The organism is Pelagibacterium mangrovi (genome assembly GCF_036662815.1).
Lineage (GTDB): Bacteria > Pseudomonadota > Alphaproteobacteria > Rhizobiales > Devosiaceae > Pelagibacterium > Pelagibacterium mangrovi.
In genome coordinates this window covers 107,008-128,131 of record NZ_JBAFXA010000003.1, presented here as the reverse complement: position 1 = coordinate 128,131, position 21,124 = coordinate 107,008, and the positions used below count along the sequence as shown (strand labels likewise).

General features: G+C 61.3%; 20 protein-coding genes and 1 tRNA gene. 9 read left to right on the top strand and 12 right to left on the bottom strand.

Annotated features, from left to right (window positions below; all coding sequences use genetic code 11):
• Positions 1-252: 252 nt before the first annotated feature.
• Positions 253-2,079 (bottom strand): glutamine--fructose-6-phosphate transaminase (isomerizing), encoded by a 1,827-nt coding sequence (gene glmS, locus V4T21_RS05750; RefSeq protein ID WP_332714354.1) that lies wholly within the window; start codon positions 2,077-2,079, stop codon positions 253-255.
• A 9-nt stretch (positions 2,080-2,088) separates the two neighbouring features.
• Complete coding sequence (gene glmU / locus V4T21_RS05745; protein WP_332714352.1) at positions 2,089-3,435, bottom strand: bifunctional UDP-N-acetylglucosamine diphosphorylase/glucosamine-1-phosphate N-acetyltransferase GlmU; 1,347 nt, start codon at positions 3,433-3,435, stop codon at positions 2,089-2,091.
• Between the two features lie 161 nt (positions 3,436-3,596).
• On the opposite strand from glmU, the gene V4T21_RS05740 reads away from it, so the two are divergent.
• Positions 3,597-4,394 carry a hypothetical protein gene (locus V4T21_RS05740; RefSeq protein ID WP_332714350.1) on the top strand — a complete coding sequence of 266 codons (798 nt, stop codon included), beginning with the start codon at positions 3,597-3,599 and terminating at the stop codon, positions 4,392-4,394.
• A 90-nt stretch (positions 4,395-4,484) separates the two neighbouring features.
• A tRNA-Lys gene (locus V4T21_RS05735) sits at positions 4,485-4,560 on the top strand.
• Between the two features lie 77 nt (positions 4,561-4,637).
• Here V4T21_RS05735 and V4T21_RS05730 read toward each other — a convergent pair.
• A complete protein-coding gene (locus tag V4T21_RS05730) occupies positions 4,638-5,567 on the bottom strand; it encodes an SMP-30/gluconolactonase/LRE family protein (protein WP_332714348.1) in 930 nt (309 codons plus the stop codon).
• 182 nt (positions 5,568-5,749) lie between these two features.
• On the opposite strand from V4T21_RS05730, the gene motA reads away from it, so the two are divergent.
• From motA to V4T21_RS05705, 5 genes are all read left to right on the top strand, one after another.
• Positions 5,750-6,613, top strand: a complete 864-nt coding sequence (motA, locus tag V4T21_RS05725) for a flagellar motor stator protein MotA (protein WP_332714346.1) — start codon at positions 5,750-5,752, stop codon at positions 6,611-6,613.
• An 18-nt stretch (positions 6,614-6,631) separates the two neighbouring features.
• Positions 6,632-7,528 (top strand): flagellar motor protein MotB, encoded by an 897-nt coding sequence (locus V4T21_RS05720; RefSeq protein WP_332714344.1) that lies wholly within the window; start codon positions 6,632-6,634, stop codon positions 7,526-7,528.
• A gap of 171 nt (positions 7,529-7,699) precedes the next feature.
• Positions 7,700-8,149 (top strand): hypothetical protein, encoded by a 450-nt coding sequence (locus tag V4T21_RS05715; protein ID WP_332714342.1) that lies wholly within the window; start codon positions 7,700-7,702, stop codon positions 8,147-8,149.
• Between the two features lie 3 nt (positions 8,150-8,152).
• Complete coding sequence (locus V4T21_RS05710; protein ID WP_332714340.1) at positions 8,153-8,683, top strand: hypothetical protein; 531 nt, start codon at positions 8,153-8,155, stop codon at positions 8,681-8,683.
• A 207-nt stretch (positions 8,684-8,890) separates the two neighbouring features.
• A complete protein-coding gene (locus V4T21_RS05705) occupies positions 8,891-9,487 on the top strand; it encodes a hypothetical protein (protein WP_332714338.1) in 597 nt (198 codons plus the stop codon).
• A 24-nt stretch (positions 9,488-9,511) separates the two neighbouring features.
• On the opposite strand, the gene map is transcribed toward V4T21_RS05705, so the two are convergent.
• The 9 genes from map to gyrA all read right to left on the bottom strand — a co-directional run bounded on the left by map (position 9,512) and on the right by gyrA (position 19,171).
• Positions 9,512-10,267, bottom strand: coding sequence for a type I methionyl aminopeptidase (gene map, locus V4T21_RS05700; protein WP_332714336.1), 756 nt, complete (start codon positions 10,265-10,267; stop codon positions 9,512-9,514).
• Between the two features lie 2 nt (positions 10,268-10,269).
• Positions 10,270-11,910: a glucose-6-phosphate isomerase gene (gene pgi, locus V4T21_RS05695; protein WP_332714334.1), complete on the bottom strand. Its 1,641-nt coding sequence runs from the start codon at positions 11,908-11,910 to the stop codon at positions 10,270-10,272.
• Positions 11,911-11,919: 9 nt separating this feature from the next.
• A complete protein-coding gene (tgt, locus tag V4T21_RS05690) occupies positions 11,920-13,053 on the bottom strand; it encodes a tRNA guanosine(34) transglycosylase Tgt (protein WP_332714332.1) in 1,134 nt (377 codons plus the stop codon).
• Positions 13,050-14,123: a tRNA preQ1(34) S-adenosylmethionine ribosyltransferase-isomerase QueA gene (gene queA, locus V4T21_RS05685; RefSeq protein WP_332714330.1), complete on the bottom strand. Its 1,074-nt coding sequence runs from the start codon at positions 14,121-14,123 to the stop codon at positions 13,050-13,052. Before queA ends, tgt begins: the two co-directional genes overlap by 4 nt.
• Before the next feature lie 27 nt (positions 14,124-14,150).
• Positions 14,151-14,627, bottom strand: coding sequence for a peptidylprolyl isomerase (locus V4T21_RS05680; RefSeq protein WP_332714328.1), 477 nt, complete (start codon positions 14,625-14,627; stop codon positions 14,151-14,153).
• A gap of 19 nt (positions 14,628-14,646) precedes the next feature.
• The gene (locus tag V4T21_RS05675; RefSeq protein ID WP_332714326.1) at positions 14,647-15,267 is read right to left on the bottom strand and encodes a peptidylprolyl isomerase; all 621 of its coding nucleotides are present in this window, start codon (positions 15,265-15,267) and stop codon (positions 14,647-14,649) included.
• Positions 15,267-15,755, bottom strand: a complete 489-nt coding sequence (coaD, locus tag V4T21_RS05670) for a pantetheine-phosphate adenylyltransferase (RefSeq protein WP_332714324.1) — start codon at positions 15,753-15,755, stop codon at positions 15,267-15,269. Before coaD ends, V4T21_RS05675 begins: the two co-directional genes overlap by 1 nt.
• Positions 15,756-15,767: 12 nt before the next feature.
• On the bottom strand, positions 15,768-16,388 hold the full coding sequence (locus tag V4T21_RS05665) for a LysE family translocator (protein ID WP_332714322.1): 621 nt from the start codon (positions 16,386-16,388) through the stop codon (positions 15,768-15,770).
• A 74-nt stretch (positions 16,389-16,462) separates the two neighbouring features.
• The gene (gene gyrA, locus V4T21_RS05660; RefSeq protein WP_332715047.1) at positions 16,463-19,171 is read right to left on the bottom strand and encodes a DNA gyrase subunit A; all 2,709 of its coding nucleotides are present in this window, start codon (positions 19,169-19,171) and stop codon (positions 16,463-16,465) included.
• Positions 19,172-19,413: 242 nt separating this feature from the next.
• Between gyrA and V4T21_RS05655 the strand changes: the two genes are divergently transcribed.
• Both V4T21_RS05655 and V4T21_RS05650 read left to right on the top strand, forming a co-directional pair.
• Positions 19,414-20,604 carry an MFS transporter gene (locus V4T21_RS05655; RefSeq protein ID WP_332714320.1) on the top strand — a complete coding sequence of 397 codons (1,191 nt, stop codon included), beginning with the start codon at positions 19,414-19,416 and terminating at the stop codon, positions 20,602-20,604.
• 75 nt (positions 20,605-20,679) lie between these two features.
• Complete coding sequence (locus V4T21_RS05650) at positions 20,680-21,123, top strand: host attachment family protein (protein WP_332715045.1); 444 nt, start codon at positions 20,680-20,682, stop codon at positions 21,121-21,123.
• Position 21,124: the final 1 nt, after the last annotated feature.

The window sequence follows — 21,124 nt, the reverse complement described above, 5'->3', positions numbered from 1 at the left end:
TGCGCTTGAAGGCTGACAGACAGTCGGGCTCTTAATCGGAAGAGCAACGACGCTGGCAGTGGGGTGGGAGGCTGGCCGCGGAGAAGGTTGCAGCCAACGCGTTGCCTCGCTCGCTTCGAGGTTTCCGGCTAGTGCATTGTAACTCCAAGGCAATCCTCCTGGCAGTTGTCGCTAATTGTATGCGGTTGTCACGTTATGGTGTCGAGAACAGAAGCTGCTCCTCCATGCGACGGCATGAAGGAGCAAAACTCCCTACTCCACGGTCACCGACTTGGCGAGATTGCGCGGTTGATCGACGTCCGTGCCCATGAAAACCGCTGTGTGATACGCCAGTATCTGGACCGGGATCGCCGAAACGATCGGCGCGATGAACGGATGGACACGCGGCATTTCCACGATCTCGCCGACATCATCGCCAGCTTCCTGCCGGCCGAGGGCATCGGTGATCAGGATGATTTTGCCGCCGCGCGCCGCAACCTCATGCATGTTGGAAAGCGTCTTTTCCATGAGCGGATCGGACGGAGCGACGACGACGACGGGCATTTCCTCGTTCACCAGCGCGATCGGGCCGTGCTTGAGCTCACCGGCGGCGTAGCCCTCGGCGTGGATATAGGAAATTTCCTTGAGCTTGAGCGCGCCTTCGAGCGCCAGCGGAAACATTTGCCCGCGTCCGAGATAGAGAACGTCCGAAGCCCGGGCGAGCTGGCGCGCGATGGTCTCGATGCGCGGTTCGTGGCGCAATGTCTCGGAGATCGCGCTGGGCAGTTCGATCAGGGCGCGCACCAAGGTATGGGCCTCGGACGCGCTCAGGATACCCCGCGCCTGCCCCGCCGCTATGGCAAGGCTGGCCAACGCCGTAAGCTGCGCGGTGAACGCCTTGGTGGACGCCACGCCGATTTCGGGGCCGCACAAGGTCGGGAAAACCACGTGGCTTTCGCGGGCAATCGTCGATTCCTGCACATTGACGAGCGCCGCGATGTGCTGGCCCGATTTGGCGGCGTACCGAAGCGCGGCAAGCGTGTCGGCCGTCTCGCCGGACTGCGAGATAACCAGCGTCAGCCCATTGTCGGGCAATGGCGGTTCGCGGTAGCGAAATTCGGAAGCCACATCCACATCCACGGCCAGCCGTGCATAGCGTTCGAACCAGTATTTGGCGACCAGCCCCGCATAATATGCAGTGCCGCAGGCGGTGATCGTCAGGCGCGAAAGCTTGGCAAAATCGAACGGCAGCGTTTCGCGGAGATCTACGGCTTCCGACGCGAGATTTACATAGTGAGCCAGCGTATGGGAGATCGTCTCGGGTTGCTCATAGATTTCCTTGGCCATGAAATGGCGATGATTGCCCTTGTCGGCCAAAGCCGCCGATGCCGACGAAATCTGTTGTATGCGCTGAACCGGATTGCCCTCGAAATCGAAGATTTCCGCCTTGCCGGGCGTAACGATCGCCCAATCGCCCTCTTCGAGATAGGTCACCTGGTTGGTGAATGGCGCAAGCGCGAATGCATCCGAGCCCAGATACATCTCGTCACGTCCATGACCGACCGCCAGCGGCGAGCCCTGCCGTGCGGCAATCAGCAACCTGTCATTGCCGGCAAAAAGGAAGACCAACCCGAACGTGCCCCGCAGGATCGGCAGCGTTCGCGCAACGGCGTCCCGGGGCGTCGCTCCGCGATCAAGTTCGCGCGTAACCCAAAGCGCGACGGCCTCGGTGTCGGTTTCGCTGTTCTGCAGATATCCGTCGCGCGCAAGATCTTCGAGCAGATCCTTGAAGTTTTCGATGATTCCGTTGTGGACCACGGCCACCTTCTCGGTGGCGTGCGGATGGGCGTTGTTCTCGGTGGCGCCGCCATGGGTTGCCCAGCGTGTATGCCCGATCCCGATGGCCCCCTCGAGCGGCGACGCGGCCAGCCGCCCGGCGAGATTGTTGAGCTTGCCTTCGGCTCGCCGGCGGTCGAGACCTGCGCCGGTCAGCGTTGCAACGCCGGCACTGTCATAGCCGCGATATTCGAGCCGCCGCAACGCGTCCACCAGCCGTTCGGCGACCGGCTCGACTCCAATAATACCGACGATGCCGCACATGCTGGCCCCCTATTTCTGTTCCTTGATGGCCTTGAAGCGCTCGTTGAGCGCCTTGCCGTAGCCAGGTTTGTTGACTTGCCGCGATCGCCCTATGCCCAGGGAATCGGCGGGCACGGGCTCCGTAATGACCGACCCGGACGCCACGTAAGCGCCGTCGCCGATCTCGACCGGTGCGACCAGCGCGGAATTGGAGCCGATAAAGGCGTTGGCGCCGACGACCGTCCTTGCCTTGTTGTATCCGTCGTAATTGCAGGTCACCGTGCCGGCACCGATATTGGACTGCTCGCCGATGTCCGCATCGCCGATATAGGTGAGATGGCTGACCTTGGCCCCCTGCCCAATCCGCGCGTTCTTGACCTCGACGAAATTGCCCACCTTGGTGTCGTCGGCAAGATCGGTTCCAGGACGCAATCGCGCGAATGGGCCGATGCTGGCATTGGCCCCGATATGGGCGCCCGCGATATGGGAAAAGGCGTGAACGACTGCGCCGGTCTCTATCCTGACGCCCGGGCCGAAAACCACATGCGGCTCGATCTCCACATCGGGCGCGATCTCGGTATCGAAGGAGAAATAGACGCTGGCGGGATCGTGCAGTGTCACGCCAGCGCGCATGAAATCCTCGCGCCTCAACTCCTGGAACACCGCCTCGGCCTTGGCAAGCTGGGCGCGGTCGTTGACGCCCATGACGTTGTTTTCCGGAGCGATGGCGTAGCCCACCGAATGTCCGGCCGCATTGGCGAGTTCGACGAGATCGGTGAGGTAATATTCGCCCTGGGAATTGTTGGTGCCCACCTTGTCGATCAGAGCCTGGAACACCTCGGCGCGGAACGCAAGGATGCAGGCGTTGCAGAGGGTGATCTCGCGCTCTTCTTCGCTGGCATCCTTATGTTCGCGGATGGCCAGAAGCTTGTCGCCATCGGTGATGAAGCGGCCATAGCCTGTGGGATCGGCGGGTTCGAACCCCAGGATCGCCGCATCCAGCCCGGCATCGAGCCGGTCCGTCACGCGCTTGAAATCTTCGGCCCGCAACAGCGGATTATCCCCATAGACGACAGCGATATACCCCTTGGCCTGGGTGAAGGCCGGCTGCGCCATCGAAGCGGCATGGGCCGTACCCTTGCGCTCGGCTTGCTCGAAGAACACTACCTCGGGGTCTATCCGCGCCATCGCCTGACGCACTGCCTCATGGCCCGGCCCGGTCACCATGGCGATCGTTCCGGCGCCAGCGTCGCGCGCCGCCTTGAGCACATGGCCGGCCATCGGTCGCCCGCCAACCTCATGGAGGACCTTGGGCCGGCCCGATTTCATCCGTGTCCCTTCGCCGGCGGCGAGAACGATTGCCATAAGATCGGTCATGTCGATGTCCCCAAGCGTCTTTCTTTTCGCCCGTCTCGCCCATCTTTATGGCAGCACGGTGTTGGCATTTGTCCTGACAGACCGGCGTAACGGCTCCGTTTACGTTTGAGCCTATAGAGTGTGGTTTGATCTGATTCGCCGATAAAGCGGGATATATTTAGGTGCAAAGGCCGAAACGGTTTTCCCTTCCGACCGAACGCGTCGAAATCGCCCATTGGGGCATCGCCGCGCTCGCATGCGGCGCACTCGCCGTTCTGGCGGCCAATCTTTCCTTTCTCGTTCCCGCGCATGCGCTTGGCGGCCTGCATACGCCCTATCGCGAAACGGGCGGTTTCAACCGAATGCGCGCCCAATTGGCCGAACTCGAGCAGGACCGCAACCGCATCGTGGGCGATTATCGCGCGCTTCTTGCCCGATTCAATCTTCTCGATGATGACAATGGCGAAGTCATCCGCCGCCTTGCGGCCGTCGAGATGAGCCTGCCGCTGCTGATCGAATCGCTGCCGCTCGAAAGCGATATCGACCGCTCGCTGCTAACCGCCGCCATCACCGAAACGGCGGCGGAGGTTTATGAGGTCGACGGCGGCACCATGGTGGTGCGCTATAGCCCGCTGTTCGATGAACTGGCGCCCGAAGCTGCGGAACAGCCCCTGCCCCCACCGCTCGACCAGGGCGCGCTTTCGATCATCACCCATATCGGATTGCAGGGCATTGCCGTCGGCGAGTCGATCGAGCACGAAAATCTTGAGGCGACCTATGCCGATATTTCCACGGCGGCGGGCACGCTTTTGCTGGGCACTGCTCCGCTCGTCGCTCAAGCCGATGCCGAAGAGCTTGCTCGCATAGTGCTTGGGCCCCTGCCCGATCTTGCGTCGGCCGAAGCGATGTGCGGCAGGCTGGAGCGGCTGGAATTGCCATGCAACCCAGCGCCTTACGAAGGTGCACCCTGGCCGCTTTAGCGTATCAAGACAACAAAAACGGGTTGACTCGATCCGGCCAACCACTATGTTCCGCGCGTCGCCGGCCGATCGATATGATCGCAGCGTTACGGGCTCGTAGCTCAGCTGGTAGAGCACTCGACTTTTAATCGAATGGTCTCGGGTTCGAATCCCGACGAGCCCACCAAACCGCCGACTTTTCCAAATTGCAGTCAGCAAATCCATGCCCGGCGCACAAAGCGCCGAGCACAGGGTTTTTGGATTCTATTCGAGACCGACGAATGCCACGGCGTTGTGGGGGTTCATCGGAACCACGATCTGGTTCTGAGCGGAATCGTAGCAGATCGACGCTGCGCTCGGGATGCCGGAGGCGATGATTTCGGCCTCTTCGCCCGGTGCGATGCGCGAGATGCTGCCGAAGCGAACGCTGCTCACATATTTGGTGCCGTCTTCGAGAATGACGATGCCGTCATTGCCGCCTTCGACGGCATTTTCGGTTCCCACCAGTTCCCCATCGGGGCTGAACGTCAGCACTTCGTTGTTGCCGATATTGACGACGACGATGTTGCCCTCGCCATCGATGGCCACGCCATTGGGGGCCGCGAGCGGTGCGCCTTCCGCGAACACCGAGGTTTCACCCTCGGGGCTGATCGCGTAAATGCGTTCGGGCTCACGGGTATTGGACACATAAACGGTGCCTTCCGACGCGGCGATGCCATTGAGCATCGTTGCATCTTCGATCTCATAGGCGTCGCCGGGCTCACCGGTTTCCAGATCGAACGTACGGACGGTGTTCTGGTCCGCAACGTAGAGCGTGCCATCGGCAATGGCGCTGCCCAAGGGATGGTTGAGGGTCAAACCGTCGCGAGTTGCGCCGATCCACTTGCTCGTGTGGACGGTGCCGTCCGGGTTGAGCAGCGAAACATAGCCATCGTTTTCGATCGATTCTTGCGGCGCTCCCGCATTCATCACCAGGATGAGGTTGCGATCGGGATCGAAAGTGCAGCTCTCGGCAAAGTGAAAGCTGCCGAAAACGCGGACGTTGTCGGTCGGCGTGGTCTCTTCGCCAGCTTCGTTGACGATGCTGAGAGGGGCGCCGGCGGCGAAGGGCTGATTGGCATCGCCTTCCGCCTGTTGGGCAAATGCGGTGGAGCTCAGGAGAGCGAGAGTTCCGGCAAGGGCAATTCTAAACATAAGCAACTTCCTCCTTGTGCTTTCGGACAATGATGCCCGCAGGGAGAAAAGATAACAAGGTCTAAAGACCCTGGTACATCCTGTCGCACCCCTGCCCTCCGACTCAGAGTTCGGTAACCTTGGCCGCGTATAGATCAATGCGCGGCACAGAATGGTGCCCATCTCCAAGGGATGCAGGACGCATGCGACTGATTGCCGGAACCATCATCATCTTCCTATCCGTTCTGGGCGGATATGCCGCCATGGGCGGCCATCTGGAGGTTCTCTGGCAACCGTTCGAGGCGGTTATCATTCTGGGCGCGGCCATGGGCGCCTTCATCATCGGCAATCCCAAGGCGGTGCTCAAGCAAAGCCTCGGCATCATGGGTTCGCTGTTTCGCGGGCCGCGCTACAACAAGCAATCCTACGTCGAATTGCTCGGCCTGCAGTTTTCGATCTACAAACTGGTGCAATCCAAGGGCCTCCTCGCCCTCGAACAGCACGTCGAAAATCCCGAGCAGTCCGATCTGTTCGCCCGCTTTCCCACCTTCGCCAAGAACCACCATGCCGTGGAATTCATGTGCGACTATTTGCGGATGATCACGCTGGGCACCTACGCCGTCCACGAACTCGAAGCCCTGATGGACGAGGAACTCGAAACCCACCACCAGGAGCAGGAGCGCGTCGTCTCTGCCGTACAGGCGCTTGCGGACGCGACGCCGGCTCTCGGTATCGTTGCGGCGGTTCTCGGCGTCATCAAGACGATGGGCGCCATCACCGAACCTCCCGAGGTGCTCGGACACCTGATCGGCGGCGCGCTCGTGGGCACGTTCCTGGGCGTTTTCTGTGCCTATGGCTTTTTCGCTCCCATGGCCCAGGCATTGCGCAACACCAATGAGGCCGAGTCGAAATACTTTCTTTCGATGAAGGCCGGTCTGCTGGCCCATGTCGCCGGTTATCCGCCAGTGATCGCCGTCGAATTCGCGCGCAAGGCGGTGATGTCCGAAGACCGCCCGACCTTCGCCGAGGTCGACAAGGCCACCAACGATCTCAAACTCGCCCAGTAGCCGCCGGGAGCCCAAGCCATGTCGCGCGCCAACGGAATCGTTATCGTCAAAAAGGTCAAAAAGGGCGGCCACGGCCACCACGGCGGCGCGTGGAAAATCGCCTATGCCGACTTCGTAACGGCGATGATGGCGTTCTTTTTGCTGATGTGGCTCATCAGCATGACCACGCCGGAGCAAAAGGAAGGGCTGGCCAACTATTTCGCCCCGCCCAATGTGAGCGAAAGCCTGAGCGGAGCGGGCGGCGCCATGGCCGGCCGCGCGATGGATTCCATGGGTGCGATGGCAAGCAATTCCGACATCGAAGGCATTGCCGATATCGATGGCCGGGAGAACGCGGCGATCGATTCCGCCTCCGGCAACGTTCGCGACGCGGACTCCGCCGAAAAGGATTCCCCCACCGATCTCTCGGCAACCAATCCGCAACTCTTCCACAGCGCTGCGGCGAGCATCCGCCAGGCTTGGGAAGCCTTGCCCGAAATAACGGAAATTTCCGACAATCTCATCGTCGAGGCCACCGACGAAGGGCTCGATATCCAGATCGTCGACCAACGCGGCCGCCCGATGTTCCAGGAAGGCTCGAAATATCCCTACGAATGGATGCGTGCCGCCATCGCCGCCATCGCCCCCACCCTCGAACGCCTGCCCAATCAGGTGCGTATTTCGGGCCATACCGCGGCCGGTGTGATCTATTCCGACCCGGCCTATACCGCCTGGGAGCTTTCGACCGACCGCGCCAATACCGTGCGCTCCATCCTCGGAGAATTCGGTCTTTCGGAGGAACGCATGCATTCCGTCGTCGGCCGGGCCAGCAGTGAGCCCTACTTCGTCAACGATCCCTATCTCGCGGCCAACGAACGCGTCCGGATCACGGTGATCAACGAGCCGTCACCCATTCCCCTCAATATGGCGCCGTAGAGCATTTTCGCTTTTCTTCGAATCGCTCAATTGCTCTAGGTCTTTGTTCGTCGCGCTTGCGAACCGCAAAAGTGGTATCCACTTTTGCTGGAAGCGCTCTAGCTTTTGTTCGGCTTGCCGCGCCGGCAGTGTCGCATTATTGCTAGGCGCGACAGGATACGGGGACACCATATGGCATTCATTCGCTTCAGCCTCGCGGCACTTTCGGCGGCGGGCATCGCCATGACCGCAACGCCCGGGCTTGCCCAGAACGTTCACATTTCTCGTCTGTACGAGCAGGTTCTCGAGAACATCAATTATACCGAATCCGGTCATGTGCTCGATTCCTTCGGCGTGCTGCGGCTCGACGAAGGCGAAACCGCTCGTATCGAACTCGACGTTCCCGCCAACACCTCGATCCAGGTGATGGGCGATTGCGATGAAGACTGTATCGATCTCGATCTGGGCATCTACAACGCCGCCGGCAAACTGCTGGGCGAGGATCGGCTGGACGATTTCTATCCCATCGTCACTTTCGTCTCGGAAGCCAATGGCCGCATCGAACTCGAGCTCGACCTCGTCGATTGCGAGACGTCCTATTGCTACGCGGCCTATTCGGTGTTCATCGACAGGCCCGAATAATCCATGAATCCGGTTTCGAGCAGGCTCAAGGCGATCGCCATCACGGCCGCCTTCTTCGCGCTCAGCGCCCTGGTTCTGCTTGCGCTGATCTGGGGGCTGGTCGCCCTGCCCTTCCCCGTGCCTTTCCAAGGCGCGCTGGCGAGCTACCGGCCGCACGATACCGTTGCCGTTCTTTCCGATCTCAGGCTACCGATCACGCTCACGGCGGCGTTTCTCGTTGCGTTCGGCCTGGTGCTGTTCTTTTCCAGCGCTTATCTCGATAAGATGATCGCCATATTTGCCGACGTCATTCTCATGCTGATGGCGGCGCTGGCAGGCTTTGTCGGGGGCTATTGGATCGCGCTCAGGCTGGCAGGATATGAAAATTTCCTGCGCCTCGAATTTCTCCAATCGGCGCTGATATCGCCCCTGATTGTTTTTGCCGTATCGCTGGCCTCTCCGAGCTGGCTGCGTTCGTCATTGCCGTTGCGCATGATCGCCATCCTCGTGCTGCTTGTGGCCGCGCCCCTCGCGATCGTCCTGCTGCCCCGCTAACACAATCTTAGCCTTAATGCCCTTCCGTCTTCGGCGAAGCCCGGGGAAACGCGATGTGGACAAACTTGTGTCGCATTTGCGCGGACCTATATGGCTTTCCAGCATCACCCCGATCCGAAAGGCCGAAAGCCCAGGAACCTGCACGTTCTCGTCGCGTTCCTCGTCAATTAATTAGCAGCCCGCATCAAGTGGGCGGGAATTCTTGCCATGAAACGTTTTGCCCTCGTCCTTGCTGCCGTCGTGGTCGCGACTCCGGCGTTTGCCCAATTCGATACGTCACCCGTGCCGTCCGAAGACCAAAAGATTTTCATCTTCGGCGGTCGCATGGGCGCTTCCCATGAGGGGGAAATGCTCAACCCGTTCACGGCGGAATATGAAAACGCCATCGTCCTGGGCGGCGGCTATCAGCATTTCCTGGTCGAGCCCGTCGAAAATTTCAAACTCGGCATCGAGGCCGGCGCCGCCGTTCGGACCGGTGCGGAAACCACCGGAGAAGTCTGGGCTGGCGTCGTGGGGCGCTACGACGGTTTCGTGATCGCCGACACTCTGCGGATTACGCCCGCCCTGACATTCGGGGCCAGCGCCGTCACCGACACGATGGGCGTCGAAGCCGAGCGGGAAGCCGGCGACGGACTGCCCGGCGACCTTCTCTTTTACCTAAGCCCGGAAATCAGCGTGTCCGCGGCGGACCATCCCGAAACCGAGATGTTCTGGCGCCTGCATCACCGATCCGGCGCCTGGAATACCTTTGGCGGCGGCGGCAGCGCCAACGCGACGATGATCGGTATTCGGACGAGCTTTTAGAGCGCTCGCGGCAAAACAAATCGTCTAAGCGGCGAGCGTCACGACAACAGCGCCACGCCGCGTTGCAACGACGGTATGCTCGTATTGGACGCAAGGCGCAGCCGGAACGCTGACCAGCGTCCATGGATCGTTCAGGGATTTTTCCTCGGCCATCTGCCCACCCAATGACAGAAACGGTTCGACCGTGAAAACGAGACCGTCGGCGATCCGGCGGCGCTCGGAACGGTCGGGCCATGTGGGGATTTCACCCGGTTCGTCGTGGAGGCTGTACCCAATGCCGTGGCTGGCCAGATTGCGCAGCAGCGTATAGCCATTGGTGCCGGCGAATTTGCCGATGGCCTCGCCCACCTCAGCCATCCTCGCCCCGGATTTCACAGCGCGAATCCCGGTCCACATGGCCTTTTTCCCGTCGCGGCAGAGCTTTTCGATCCGGGGGGTGCCGGGCGGAACGATGTAGGAAGCGCCCGTATCGGCAAAAATCCCGTCCTTTTCCGCCGACACATCGATATTGACCAGATCGCCGGCGGCGATGACGCGATTTCCCGGAATGCCGTGCGCGACTTCCTCGTTGACCGAAATGCAGGTCGCACCGGGAAAGTCGTAAGTCACCTCCGGCGCGGACCGCGCCCCATGATCTTCGAGAACTTTCCGCCCGATGTCATCGAGCTCCCGCGTCGTCATCCCCGGTTCGAGCGCCGTGGCCATGGTGTCGCGCGCGACGGCGCAGATGCGGCCGATGACCTTGAGGCGTTCGAGTTCTTCTTCGGAGGTGATGGTCATCGTTAGCCCTTCAGCGAATGGAAATGGGCCAAGAGGCCTTGCGTGGAGCTGTCGTGCGAACCGGCGGGCTCTGCCTTCTCCACTTCGGGCAGCAACGCCTTGGCAAGCTGCTTGCCCAGTTCGACGCCCCACTGATCGTATGAATTGACGTTCCAGATCGTGCCCTGCACAAACACCTTGTGTTCGTAGAGCGCCACCAGCTTGCCGAGCGTAGCCGGGTCGAGCCTGGAATAGAGTATCGTGTTGGACGGCCGGTTTCCCGGAAACACCTTGTGCGGCGTCAAGGCCTTGATCTCGTCCTTGTCCATGCCGGCGTCCTTCAGTTCGTCAAGAACCTCCTGCTTGGACTTGCCCAGCATCAGCGCCTCGGACTGCGCCAGGCAGTTGGCGACGAGCTTGGCGTGATGGGGCGGCAGCTCCTCATGCGGATTGGCCGCCAGCAGGAAATCGCACGGGATGACGCTCGTGCCCTGGTGGATCAACTGATAGAACGCGTGCTGGCCGTTGGTGCCCGGCTCTCCCCAGATGACGGGACCGGTTTCCCAGCCGACGCTCTTGCCGTTGAGCGTCACCGATTTGCCGTTCGACTCCATGTCCTGCTGCTGCAGATAGGCGGAAAACCGCGACAGGCGCTGGTCGTAAGGCAGCACCGCATGGGTCGCGAACCCCCAGGCGTTGCGATACCAGACGCCCAGCAGCGCCATGATCACCGGCAGGTTCTGCTCGAGCGGCGCGGTGAGGAAGTGCTGGTCCATCTCCCCAGCGCCGCGCAGGAAAGCCTCAAAATTTTCGTATCCGACCGCGATCGCCACAGGCAGGCCTATAGCCGACCAAACCGAATATCGTCCTCCGACCCAGTCCCAGAAGCCGAAGATCCTGTCCTCGCGAATACCGAAGGATTTGCAGCCTTCAATATTGGTGGAAACGGCGGCGAAATGGTCGTTTACCGCCACTTCACCGAGGGATTTCGCGACCCAGGCGCGCGCCGTGTGCGCGTTGGTCATCGTTTCGTCGGTGGTGAAGGTCTTGGAAGCGACGATGAACAGCGTCTTTGCCGGATCGAGCCCCTTGAGCGTATCGTGGATATGGGCGCCATCGACGTTGGAAACGTAATGGGCGCGCAGGTTCGGCCGCGTATAGGGCGCGAGCGCCAGGGTCACCATCGCGGGTCCCAGATCCGACCCGCCAATGCCGATATTGACCACATCGGTGAACTGTTCGCCCGTGGCGCCGCGAATACCGCCATCGCGCACATCATCGGAAAATCCCTTGATGCGCGAGAGAACGTCGCGCACGGCGGGCATGACATCGGCGCCGTCGGAAAGCACCGGCTCGTCGCCGAAATGGCGCAGCGCCATGTGAAGGACCGAGCGGTGCTCGGTGATGTTGATGGGCTTGCCCGCCCACATGTCGTCGCGCCGGCCTTCCACCTCGACCGCGCGGGCCAGATCGAACAGCGCCGTCATCGACTGGCTGTCCACCCGGTTCTTGGAATAATCGAGCAGGATATCGCCGAACCGCGCCGAATAGGCCGAGAACCGCTCGGGATCATGTGCGAACAGCTCGCGCATCGTCGTCCCCGAAAGCCGCTTCTTGTGCTTTTTGAGGTCCTCGAAAGCAGCCTTGCGAATTTTGTTCGACATCGTGTTCACCTATTCCAGAGCGGGCAAATCGCCCTTGGCCCAGCCTTCACGGACAGACGCGCAGTAAGCGTCGAAAGCATGTTCCTCAATTGCATTTCGCATGCCGCCCATCAACTCTTGATAGTAGGCGAGGTTGATCTGGCTGAGGATCATCGCGCCCAAAATCTCCTCGCTGCGAACCAGATGGTGCAGATAGGCGCGCGAAAAGCGGCGTGCGGTCGGGTTGGGCGAGGCTTCGTCCAGCGGCCGCGGGTCGTCCTTGTGGCGCGCGTTCTTGAGGTTGACCACGCCAAAGCGCGTATAGGCATGGCCGTGCCGTCCGGCACGCGTGGGATGCACGCAATCGAACATGTCTATCCCACGCCCAACGGCGCCGAGCAGATCGTCGGGCTTGCCCACGCCCATCAAATAGCGCGGCTTGTCCGTCGGCAGTTCAGGCGTGATCTCCTCGATCACCTTGAACATCACATCCTGGGGCTCGCCCACGGCCAGCCCGCCGACCGAATAGCCGTGAAAGCCGATATCGACCAGCCCAGCGGCCGAGCGCGAACGCAGTCGGGGATCATCGCCCCCCTGGACGATCCCGAACAGCGCCCTGCCCTTCGCGTCGTCGAATGCCTTCTTGGAACGCTCGGCCCAGCGGATCGAAAGCTCCATCGCCCGTTCCAGCTCGTCATGTTCGGCGGGCAGCGCCACGCATTCGTCGAGCTGCATGATGATATCGGAATCCAGCAGCTTCTGAATCTCGATCGAACGTTCTGGCGTAAGGTCGTATGACGAGCCGTCGATATGGGATTTGAACTTCACCCCGTTTTCATCGAGCTTTCTGAGCTTGGCGAGGCTCATCACTTGAAACCCGCCGGAATCGGTGAGGATCGGCCGCTGCCAATCCATGAATTCGTGCAATCCGCCCAGCCGCGCCACGCGTTCCGCGCCGGGCCGCAGCATCAGGTGATAGGTGTTGCCCAAAAGGACATCGGCGCCGGTCTCGCGCACCTGCTCGGGATAGAGCGCCTTCACAGTTCCGGCGGTCCCCACGGGCATGAAGGCCGGCGTGCGGATTTCACCGCGCGGCGTGTCGATCTGCCCCCGCCGCGCCATCCCGTCGGCGGTGGAAAGGGTAAACTGGAAATGTTCGGTCATCTGTCGGCTCGGAACAGCAGCGAGGAGTCGCCATAGGAATAGAAGCGATAGTGCGCGTCGATGGCGTGCTTATAGGCTTTGTGCATGGTCGTTAAGCCCGAAAAGGCCGAGACCAGCATGAACAGCGTCGAGCGTGGCAGGTGAAAATTGGTCATCAGCACATCGACCACCTGGAACGCGAAACCTGGCGTGATGAAGATATCGGTCTCGTCGGCGAAGGGTTCGAGAGCACCCGTCAGCCGCGCCGCGCTTTCGAGCAACCGCAAGCTCGTGGTCCCAACGGCCACGACACGTCCCCCAGCCGCTTTCGCCGCCTTGATGCGCTCGACGGTCTCGGGCGAAACCACGCCCCATTCGGCATGCATCTTGTGGTCTTCGGTGTCGTCGGCCTTCATCGGCAGGAAGGTCCCTGCTCCCACATGCAGCGTCACATGCTCGATCGATACGCCCCTGGCTTCCAGCCGTTCCAGCAGTTCGGGCGTAAAATGCAGCCCGGCCGTCGGCGCCGCGACGGCGCCATCATGCTCGGCATAGACGGTCTGGTAATCGGTCTTGTCGCGGTCCTCGATGTCCCGCTTCGCCCCGATATAGGGCGGCAACGGCATGGCCCCACGCGCCTTGATGGCTTCATCGAGTATGGCATCGGAGAAATCGAAGGCGAGCGTCACCTGCCCCTCCTCGACCGCTTTGACCGTAGCGGCCAACTCATCGAGCATGCAGACTTCGGACGTCGCGCCGAACACGACCCGGTCGCCCGCCTTCAGCCGCTTGGCCGGACGCGCAAAAGCGAGCCACGTATTGCCATTGACCCGCTTGTGAAGATTGAAGGAGACGGACGCCACGAACTCATCGCGATGCCGCATTCCCCTCAGCTCTGCGGGAATGACGCGCGTGTCGTTGACGACAAGCACGTCTCCCGGCTGCAATATCTCTTCAAGGTCGGTGACGATCCGATCGGCAAGCGATCCGTCGGCACCGACCACCAGCATCTTCGCGCTATCGCGCGGCGAAACCGGATGCAGCGCGATCCGGTCCTCGGGAAGGTCGAAGTCGAAAAGGTCGACTTTCATCGCATCGTTCCGTGGACCGGCAATCGCTTAGGCCGCGTCGGCGGCGACGCGCATCGAAACGATCCGGTCCGGATTGCGGACGGGTTCGCCGCGCTCGAGCTGATCGACGACATCCATGCCTTCGATCACCTTACCGAACACCGAATACTGACCGTTGAGCCAGGGCGCATCGTCAAAGCAGATGAAGAACTGGGAATTTGCCGAGTTCGGGTTGGACGAACGGGCGGCCGAAACCGTGCCGCGCACATGCTTTTCCTGGCTGAATTCGGCCTTGAGATCGGGCTTGTCCGATCCGCCGGTGCCATTGCCCTTGGGGCAACCCACCTGGGCCATGAAACCGTCGATCACCCGATGGAAGACGATGCCGTCGTAAAACCCCTCGCGAGTCAGTTCCTTGATGCGCTGGACATGGTTGGGCGCAACGTCGGGGCGCAGTTCGATGACAATATTGCCCTTGCTGGTTTCCATGAGGATCGTGTTTTCGGGATCGGCGTAATCGGCCATGTTTGGCGTTCCTTCTTGTTTATTCGGGCTCTGCGACGCGCAGAGAAACCATGATGTCGGGATTTGCGACAGCGCCATTGGCGCTGGCCGGTCCTTTTTCCAGCCCATCGACCAGTTCCATGCCGGAGACGACACTGCCGAACAGGGTGTATTGGCCGTTGAGGTGCGGGGAATCCGCTGTAACGATGAAGAACTGCGAATTGGCCGAATCCGGGCTCATCGACCGCGCCATTCCGAGCGTGCCCCGGACAAAGGATTCGTTCGAGAATTCGGCCGCCAGATCCGGCAAATCCGAACCACCCGTGCCATTGCCCAGCGGATCGCCGGTCTGCGCCATGAAACCGTCAATGACGCGATGGAATTTCAGGCCGTCATAAAAGCCCGAATTGGCCAGTTCGGTGATCCGCGCCACATGCTCGGGCGCCAGATCGGGACGCAGCGCAATAGTCACCTCGCCACTTTCGAGCGTCAGCGTGGCGATGGGAGCGTCCGCTGGGACTTCCGAAGCGGCCTGCGCCATCGCGGGCGTCTGTCCGAAAGGCAGGTAGGGCAAGGCTACCATCGTGCCGAATGTCGCAACGAAGGCAAAGGCAAGAAGGCCAACCGCGCGGTTGGCCGGTTTATCGGCATGTCGGGCCATTATTTTTCCACCAGTTTGAGAACGGAGCGAGGCACGAAGGGGGAAATGTCGCCCCCCATTTGGGCTATCTGGCGCACCAGCGTTGCGGAAATGTGGCGGACATAGGGGCTCGACGGCACGAAAACCGTCTGGATATCGGGCGCCATCTGCGCGTTCATGCCCACCATCTGCATCTCGTAATTATAGTCGGTCGTATCGCGCAGCCCACGGATGACCAACCCGGCTCCAACCCGCTGCGCTGCCTGCACCATCAGTCCGTCGAACTCGACGATTTCGATGCCGACGCCCTTGCGCGTTGCAATCGCTCCAGCCGTCTCGGCCAGCAGCTCGCGCCTCTGCGCGGCGCTCAGCATGGGCGTTTTGGCGGCATGGACCCCGATGCCGACGATCAACCGGTCCACGAGCTTGCAAGCCCTCTCGATCACGTCGAGATGGCCATTGGTTACCGGATCGAAAGAACCAGGATAAAATCCCACGCGCTCAGTCATGACGGGTTTTTGTCACGCCCGGCGCTGCAGTGCAAGCCAGATGCCGCCGCCGATCAGGACGGCACCGGAAACCCTGTTGACCAGCCGCACGCGCGCCGCGCTGATCCAGTGCCGTGCCTGCCCCGCGAGCACCGCATAGACGGAATCGCTCAGCGTCGTCGCCAGCATGAACAGCGCTCCCAACAGCAGAATCTGGGGAAACGCGGCGCCGTTATCGACAACGAACTGCGGCAGGAACGCACCGAACATCAGCAACGCCTTGGGATTGGACCAGATGACGATGAAGCCCTGAACGACATAGCCCCAAAGCGTTTTGTGCCGCTCGTCCTTGCCCGATTCGATATCGCCGCTCGACCGCAGCATCCGATAACCGAGCCATATGAGATAGGCCGCGCCGATCATCTTGATCCAGTCGAAAGCCCATCCCATCACGCTCATAACGGCCTCAAGGCCCAGCGCGACGACCGCGATCATCGAAACGAGCCCCAATTGCGTGCCCAGGATGATGGCCATGCCCGCCAGTGTGCCCCGTGCCAGCGCACTCGCGATGATGACGGTAACCGTGGGGCCGGGCACCACGGCGATAAAAAACGACGCTACGAGAAAGGCGATAAGCGAGGACGGTTCCGGCATGGCAGCCTCCGAAGAAATCATAGAAAGCTAGCCACGGTCTCCGGCGCTTGGCAAGAGACCGTGGCAATCGCCCATTATTCCTCGGATGCAGAACCTTCCGGCTCCTCACCCGATTCGTCGTCATCGTGGTCGGGCTCCACGATCCGCTCGACCGACACCACCTTCTCATCGGCGGCGGTGCGGAAGATCGTCACGCCCTGGCTGGAGCGCCCCACGATCCGGATGCCATCGACGGGAACGCGGATGACCTGCCCGCCATTGGTGACCAGCATGAGCTGATTGTCGTCTTCCACCGGGAAAGAGCCGACCAGCTTGCCATTGCGCGCGTTCACCGCCATGGCGACGATGCCTTTGCCGCCGCGGCCGGTGATCCGGTATTCGAAAGACGACGTGCGCTTGCCGAAGCCCTTTTCCGAAATCGTCAGCACGAACTGTTCCGAAGCGCTCATGGCTGCGTAGCGCTCCTGATCGAGCGGCGCATCGCCGGTCGCTTCCTCGTCGTTCTCGGCGGTTTCTTCGGTTTCGCCACGCACGGCACGGCTCATCTTGAGATATGCGGCCCGCTCGTCGCCCGAAGCCTCGAAGTGGCGCAGGATCGACATGGCGATCACTTCGTCACCCTCGGCAAGGTTGATGCCCCGCACGCCCGTCGAATCGCGTCCCTTGAACACGCGCACGTCGGTGATGGCAAACCGGATGCACTGGCCGTTGGAGGTCGTGATCAGGATGTCGTCGGCTTCGCTTGCCGTCTCGACGCCCACGATGCCATCGCCCTCGTCGAGCTTCATGGCGATCTTGCCGTTCTGGCGCACTTCCACAAAGTCCGAAAGCTTGTTGCGGCGCACATTGCCCGATTGGGTGACGAACATCACGTCGAGGCTTTCCCAGCTCGTCTCGTCCTCGGGAAGCGGCATGATCGAGGTGATGCGTTCGCCCTCTTCGAGCGGCAGCATGTTGATCAGCGCCTTGCCCCGCGCATTCGGCGCGGCGACCGGCAGGCGCCAGACCTTCATCTTGTAGACGATGCCACGCGAGGAGAAGAACAGCACCGGCGTGTGAGTATTGGCGACGAATAGGCGCGAAACGAAATCCTCGTCGCGCGTGGACATCCCCGAACGTCCCTTCCCGCCCCTGCGCTGCGCGCGATAGGTCGAGAGCGGCACCCGCTTGATGTAGCCGGCGTGGCTGACCGTCACCACCATGTCTTCGCGCGCGATCAGATCCTCGTCGTCGAGGTCGCCAGCGAATTCGTCGATCTGCGTCAGGCGCGGGGTCGCGTACTGATCGCGAATCTCGGTCAGCTCGTCGCGGATGATTTGCAGCACGCGCTCGCGCGAGCGAAGGATATCGAGATAATCCTTTATCTGCTCGCCGAGCGTATTGAGTTCTTCGCCGATTTCGTTGCGGCCCAGCGCGGTCAGGCGCGACAGGGTCAGGGCCAGGATGGCGCGCGCCTGCTCGTCGGAAAGCCTGAACGTGCCGTCATCGTTGACCTTGTGGCGCGGGTCGTCGATCAGCCCGATCAGATCGATAACGTCGCTGGCCGGCCAGTCGCGATCGAGCAGCTTTTCGCGCGCTGTGGCAGGATCGGGCGACGAACGGATCAGCCGGATCACTTCGTCGACATTGTTGACGGCAACCAGCAAGCCGACCAGCACATGGGCGCGGTCGCGTGCCTTGTTGAGCAGGAACCGCGTCCGCCGGGTGATCACCTCCTCGCGGAACCGCAGGAAGGCTTCCAGGATCGCCTTGAGCGGCATGATCTCGGGCTTGCCGCCGTTGAGCGCCACGAAATTGCAGCCGAACGAGGTCTGCAGCATCGAATAGCGATAAAGCTGGTTGAGCACGACATCGGCAACGGCGTCGCGCTTGAGCTCGATCACCACCCGCATGCCCTGCCGGTCGGACTCGTCGCGGATGTCGGAGATGCCTTCGATACGCTTGTCGCGCACCATTTCGGCGATCTTCTCGATCATCGTCGCCTTGTTCACCTGATAGGGAATCTCGTGGACGATGAGCGCTTCGCGTTCCTTGCGGACCTCTTCGACCGTCACGCGGCTGCGCATCAAAACCGAGCCGCGCCCGGTCTCATAGGCCGAGCGGATACCCGACTTGCCCAGGATGATGCCCGCCGTGGGAAAGTCGGGGCCCGGGATGATTTCCATGAGCTGTTCGACAGTGATGTCTGAGTTTTCCATCACCGCGAGACAGGCTTCGATCACTTCGCCCAGATTGTGGCTGGGGATATTGGTCGCCATGCCCACGGCGATACCGCCGCCGCCATTGACCAGCAGATTGGGGAACCGCGCCGGCAGAACGGTCGGCTCCCGCTCGCTCGCGTCGTAGTTGTCGCGGAAATCGACGGTGTCCTTGTCGAGATCGTCGAGGAGCGACCCGGTGACCTTCTCCATGCGCGCCTCGGTGTAGCGCATGGCCGCCGGCATATCGCCATCCACCGAACCGAAATTGCCCTGCCCGTCGATCAGCGGCACACGCATCGAAAAATTCTGCGCCATGCGGACCAAGGACATATAAACCGCATCGTCCGAGTGCGGGTGATACTTACCGATCACGTCACCGACGACGCGCGCCGATTTGCGGTACGGTTTGTTGTACTCGTATCCTTGCTCATGCATCGAAAAGAGAATGCGGCGGTGGACCGGCTTCAGCCCATCGCGCACGTCTGGCAAGGCCCGGCTCACGATCACGCTCATGGCGTAATCGAGGTAGGATTTGCGCATCTCGTCGGTTATCGAGATCGGGTTGATGTCGGAGGGCAACATGCCGCCCGCGTCATCTTCTGGCGTGTCTGTCACGATACTCGTTTCTGCACTGATTCTTCTGGCATCGGGTTTATTCGATTCCGCGTCAGGATGCCAGTTTCGCGCACCATGGTGGCGCAATACGGGCACAGTTTGTCGCCAAATCGCAACCGATGTTATCGATTACATGAAATTGCTTGCTCAACCGACGCTATCGGGTTGAATGAGCGGCTCAAGTGTTTCTCTTTCGCGTGTGTTTTACAATGTCCGACCTGGCCACCTCACGCGGCTTGGTGCCGCTCTATTTCGGTATGCGCGGCGATCGCATCGCCGTGTCCGTCCTGTTTCTGATGAACGGCTTTTTGGTCGGCAGTTGGGCGCCCAAAATCCCCGTCTTGATGGCTCGGCTCGGCATCACGGAATCGGTCATGGGCTTGCTCATTCTCGCGTTCGGCATGGGTTCGATCCTCATCATGCCGATATTCGGCACGCTCACCGCGCGAAACGGTTCGGCGCCCATGCTCAAACTCGCCGCGCTGATCGTCCTGCCGCTGCTCTTCTTGATTTCGCTCGCCCCCGAGATCGTTACAACGGCCATCGTCGTATTCGCGTTCGGCGGGTTCGTCGGCGGCATGGACGTGGCGATGAACACCAATGCGGTAGAGGTCGAAAAGCGCATGGGCCGCGCCATCATGTCGTCCTGCCACGGCTTTTGGAGTCTCGGCGGCCTCCTGGGGGCCTCATTGGGCGGGCTGTTGCTCGGCTGGCTCGGTGAGATCGGTCACGCCGTTACCGTGACAATCATCGCCGCGCTCATCGCCCTGCCCGTCCTGCCGCTGATCGCGCAGGACCAGCCGTCGGGCGAGGCCGAGGCTCGGCCGCCCTTGCGCTTCCCGTCCTCGCCCCTGCCCTATCTTGTCGGCATCATGGCGCTGTTCTCCATGATCCCCGAAGGCGCCATCCTCGACTGGAGCGCCCTTTATCTTCAGCGCGACCACGGAACGAGCATCGAATTGGCCGCCCTGGGGTTTGCAGCCTTCTCGGCCACCATGGCCATCATGCGTTTCGCGGGCGATGCGATCCGGCAGCGCCTGGGGGCCGTGACGACGTTGCGGGTCTGCGGCATTTTCGCCCTGGCGGGCATGGTTACCGGCGCGCTGGCGCCAACGCCCGAACTGGTGATCCTCGGATTTGCCATCGCCGGCATCGGTATTTCCAACATGGTCCCCATCGCCTTTTCGGCTGCCGGAAATCTGCCCGGTGTCGCGCCGGGGATCGGTCTTTCCATAGTTACGGTCATGGGCTATTCGGGCATTCTGGTCGCACCGTCGGCCATCGGCTTCATCGCCGAGCACACGGGTTTTTCGCCAGTCCTGCTCGGCACCGCCGCTCTCATCCTCGTAACGCTCGCTCTGTCTTCGCTCGCCCGCTACGCAAACTTCAGCGCCGACTGATCGCTCGGAACCCCAACCCCCGTTGGCCGTTCCCCCGGTGCATTTGAGGAACAGGGAGACGCCACCGTGCAGGAAATGAATTTCAACCTCGACAACAAGGTCTGGGTGCTGGTTGCCGACGGCGAAAAAGCCTTGTTTTTCGAGAACGCCGGCAACCGCAAAACGCCCGATTTCAAGGTGGTACGCGAGCTCGAGCAGGATAATCCGCCCACCCGCGAACAAGGCACCGACAGCCCCGGGCGCATGAACGACGTCGGATCGGGACAAAGCGCCATGGAAGAAACCGACTGGCACCGGCTGGCTCAGGATCGGTTCGCCAAGGACGCGGCCGAACTGCTCTACAAATTCGCGCACGACAACCGCTTCAAGCAGATCGTGCTCTGCGCCGCCCCCCGCATCCTGGGCGAGTTGCGCAAGGAGCTGCATCCGGAAGTCTCGTCCAAGGTCATTGGCGAGGTGCCCAAGAACCTCACCAACCATCCCGTCGATAAGATAGAGCGTATCCTGAGCGCCGGCTGAG